This window comes from Streptomyces sp. SID5910, from assembly GCF_009862125.1.
Taxonomy (GTDB): Bacteria; Actinomycetota; Actinomycetes; order Streptomycetales; family Streptomycetaceae; genus Streptomyces.
In genome coordinates this window covers 1-3126 of record NZ_WWHX01000235.1, presented here as the reverse complement: position 1 = coordinate 3126, position 3126 = coordinate 1, and the positions used below count along the sequence as shown (strand labels likewise).

At 72.0% G+C, this 3126-nt stretch carries 4 protein-coding genes; all 4 read right to left on the bottom strand.

Going from position 1 to position 3126, the window contains the following annotated elements:
* A partial coding sequence (locus GTW67_RS08545; RefSeq protein ID WP_161164206.1) for an SDR family NAD(P)-dependent oxidoreductase occupies positions 1–182 on the bottom strand: 182 nt, incomplete at its 3' end.
* A 32-nt stretch (positions 183–214) separates the two neighbouring features.
* Positions 215–1129 carry an SDR family oxidoreductase gene (locus GTW67_RS08540; RefSeq protein ID WP_161164205.1) on the bottom strand — a complete coding sequence of 305 codons (915 nt, stop codon included), beginning with the start codon at positions 1127–1129 and terminating at the stop codon, positions 215–217.
* Positions 1130–1288: 159 nt separating this feature from the next.
* Positions 1289–1918, bottom strand: coding sequence for an MBL fold metallo-hydrolase (locus tag GTW67_RS08535; RefSeq protein ID WP_161164204.1), 630 nt, complete (start codon positions 1916–1918; stop codon positions 1289–1291).
* Positions 1918–3006, bottom strand: a complete 1089-nt coding sequence (locus tag GTW67_RS08530; RefSeq protein ID WP_161164203.1) for an S-(hydroxymethyl)mycothiol dehydrogenase — start codon at positions 3004–3006, stop codon at positions 1918–1920. The genes GTW67_RS08535 and GTW67_RS08530 overlap by 1 nt, the downstream gene beginning before the upstream one ends.
* Positions 3007–3126: the final 120 nt, after the last annotated feature.

Sequence of the window (3126 nt, the reverse complement as noted above, 5' to 3'; positions counted from 1 at the left end):
TCGGCGGTGAGTCCTCGCGCCCGCAGTTCCGCCGCGCACTTCTGTGCCGCGGGCCCGTCCCGGTCGGTCACCAGCACGCCGGCCCCCTCCTCGGCGAGCCGTGCCGCGGTGGCGGCGCCGATGCCGCGCGCGGCGCCGGTGACGAGAATGCCGTGTCCCTCGAAGCGCTTCGTGTCGGTCATGGGGCCGACGGTAGTGCGTGGCCGCCCGCCGGTCAGCGGTACCCGGTGACGTCCGCCGGCTTGTCCGCGTCCTGGACCTCGACGAGGTAGCGCCAGGCGTCGGGGCTGCTGCCGTCCAGGTCGGTGAAGCCGTACTCCCGGGCGAGGCCGCCGCTGGAGAGGGAGTGGCCGTTGAAGCGTGCCACGCCCGGGTCGGCGGCGAGGGCGGCCACGGCGCGGCCGACGTAGCGGGGGGTCTCGGAGATGGCGAAGTGCGGGACGCGGTCGAGTGCGTCGCGCCAGTTCTCCTCCCGTACGCCGAAGTGGTCGAGCATGATCTCCGAGCGCAGCCAGCCCGGTGTCAGCGCGACGGCGGTGGCGCCGCGCGGTCCGAGTTCGTGGCCGAGGGCGAAGGCCATGCGCAGCACCGAGGACTTGGCGAGGTCGTAGAAGAAGGAGACCCGGTAGTTGTCGCGGTTGTAGTCGGCGGTGCCGTCGGTGACCTCGACGACGAGCCCGCCGGGGCTGCGCAGCAGCAGGGGCAGGGCGTGGTGGCTGGTGATCGCGTGGGTCTCGACGGCGAGCCGCAGGAGCCTGAGGCCCTTGTCGAGGTCGTGCTCCCAGACGGGCCTGTCCCACTCGAAGAGGCTCTCGCCGCCCCAGATGTCGTTGACCAGGACGTCGAGGCGGGCCTGTTCGCGGGCGATGCGGTCGACCAGTGCGGCGACCTCGGCCGGTTCGAGGTGGTCGGTGGGGACGGCGATGCCCTTGCCGCCGGCCTCGGTGACCAGGTCGGCGGTGTCCTCGACGGTCTCGGGGCGGTCGTACTCCGAGCGCCGGGCGCGGGTGGTGCGGCCGGTGACGTAGACGGTGGCGCCGGCCGCGCCCAGTTCGACGGCGATGCCGCGTCCGGCGCCGCGGGTCGCTCCGGCGACCAGTGCGACCCTGCCCTCGAGTGACTTTGCCATGTCCGGCTCCCGTTCCCTCTCACCACGTACTCACCACGTGCTCACCACGGACCGCGGGTGAGCGATGTCGTGATCGAGAGTGCCCGGGAAGCCGGACATCTTCTGTCACCTTTTTCCGCGTGTTGCCCAGCTTGGCGCCGAGTGCCGCGCGGTCCGGTGTCAGTGGCCGCGGTCGATCCACTCCTTCAGGTGCGGGGCCTCGGCGCCGATCGTGGTCGGCTCGCCGTGGCCGGTGCGGACCTCCGTCTCGGGCGGCAGCACGAGGAGCCGGTCGCGGATCGAGTCGATGATCGTCGGGAAGTGGGAGTAGGACCGGCCGGTGGCGCCCGGGCCGCCCTGGAAGAGGGTGTCGCCGGTGAAGACGGTGCCGAGGCCCGGGTCGTAGAGGCAGACGGCGCCCGGGGCGTGTCCGGGGGTGTGCAGGACCGTCAGGTCGGCGCCGGCGGCCTCGATGACCTGGCCGTCGGTCAGCCAGGCGTCCGGCTCCCGGTCGGGGTGGGTCTGCTGCCACAGCGGCATGTCGTCGCGGTGCAGCCAGATGGTGGCACCGGTGCGCTCGGCGAGGGCGGGCGCGGCGTTCACGTGGTCGTTATGGGCGTGGGTGCACACGATGGCGGTCAGGCGTCGGTCCCCGACGGCGTCGAGGATGGCGTCGGCGTCGTGGGCGGCGTCGATGACGACGACCTCGTGGTCGTCGCCGACGAGCCAGACGTTGTTGTCGACGTCCCAGGTGCCGCCGTCGAGGCTGAACTGTCCTGAGGTGACGAGGCGTTCGATGCGGGCGGTCATCACAGCACCACCACCGAACGCAGCACGTCGCCGGCGTGCATCCGCTCGAAGGCCTTCTCGACCTCGTCGAGGCGGATGGTCTCGGTGACGAACTTGCCGAGGTCCAGGCGGCCCTGGAGCTGGAGGTCGATGAGCATCGGGAAGTCGCGGGAGGGCAGGCAGTCGCCGTACCAGGACGACTTCAGCGACCCGCCGCGTCCGAAGACGTCGAGGAGCGGCAGTTCGAGCTTCATCTCGGGCGTGGGGACGCCGACGAGGACGACGGTGCCGGCGAGGTCGCGGGCGTAGAAGGCCTGCCGGTACGTCTCCGGGCGGCCGACCGCCTCGATGACGACGTCGGCGCCGAAGCCGCCGGTCAGTTCGCGGACCGCCTCGACGGGGTCGTTCTCGCGGGAGTTGACGGTGTGGGTGGCGCCCATGGAGCGGGCGGTCTCCAGCTTGCGGTCGTCGATGTCGACGGCGATGACCTTCGACGCGCCCGCCAGGTGCGACCCGGCGATGGCCGCGTCGCCGACGCCGCCGCAGCCGATGACGGCGACGGTGTCGCCGCGGCCGACGTTGCCGGTGTTGATGGCGGCGCCGATGCCGGCCATGACTCCGCAGCCGAGCAGTCCGGCCACCTCGGGGGCGACGGCCGGGTCGACCTTGGTGCACTGTCCGGCGGCGACGAGGGTCTTCTCGGCGAAGGCGCCGATGCCGAGCGCCGGGGAGAGTTCCTGGCCGGTGGAGGCGAGGGTCATCTTCTGCTCGGCGTTGTGGGTGTCGAAGCAGTACCAGGGGCGTCCGCGCAGACAGGCCCGGCACTTGCCGCACACGGCACGCCAGTTGAGGATCACGAAGTCGCCGGGGGCCACGTCGGTGACTCCGGCGCCGACCGACTCCACGACGCCCGCGGCCTCGTGGCCGAGCAGGAAGGGGAAGTCGTCGCTGATGCCGCCCTGCTTGTAGTGCAGGTCGGTGTGGCACACGCCGCAGGCCTGGATCTTGACCACGGCCTCGCCCGGTCCGGGATCGGGCACGACGATCGTCTCGATCCGTACTGGCTCGTCCTTGCCCGGTGCGATCACGCCGCGTACTTCCTGCGCCATGGTCCTGACTCCTTCTTCGGCCACTCGTGGTTCTCCACCGACCCTACGCGCAACCGATCGGCGAGGGACCGGTGACGGGGCGGTCCGGGCGGACGGGACCCGCGGGTACGGCGGGTCGCG

Bases quoted from the DNA above. Each gene is read 5' to 3' on its own strand.
- GTW67_RS08540 (WP_161164205.1), bottom strand. From the start codon at position 1,129: ATGGCAAAGTCACTCGAGGGCAGGGTCGCACTGGTCGCCGGAGCGACC.
- GTW67_RS08535 (WP_161164204.1), bottom strand. From the start codon at position 1,918: ATGACCGCCCGCATCGAACGCCTCGTCACCTCAGGACAGTTCAGCCTC.
- GTW67_RS08530 (WP_161164203.1), bottom strand. From the start codon at position 3,006: ATGGCGCAGGAAGTACGCGGCGTGATCGCACCGGGCAAGGACGAGCCA.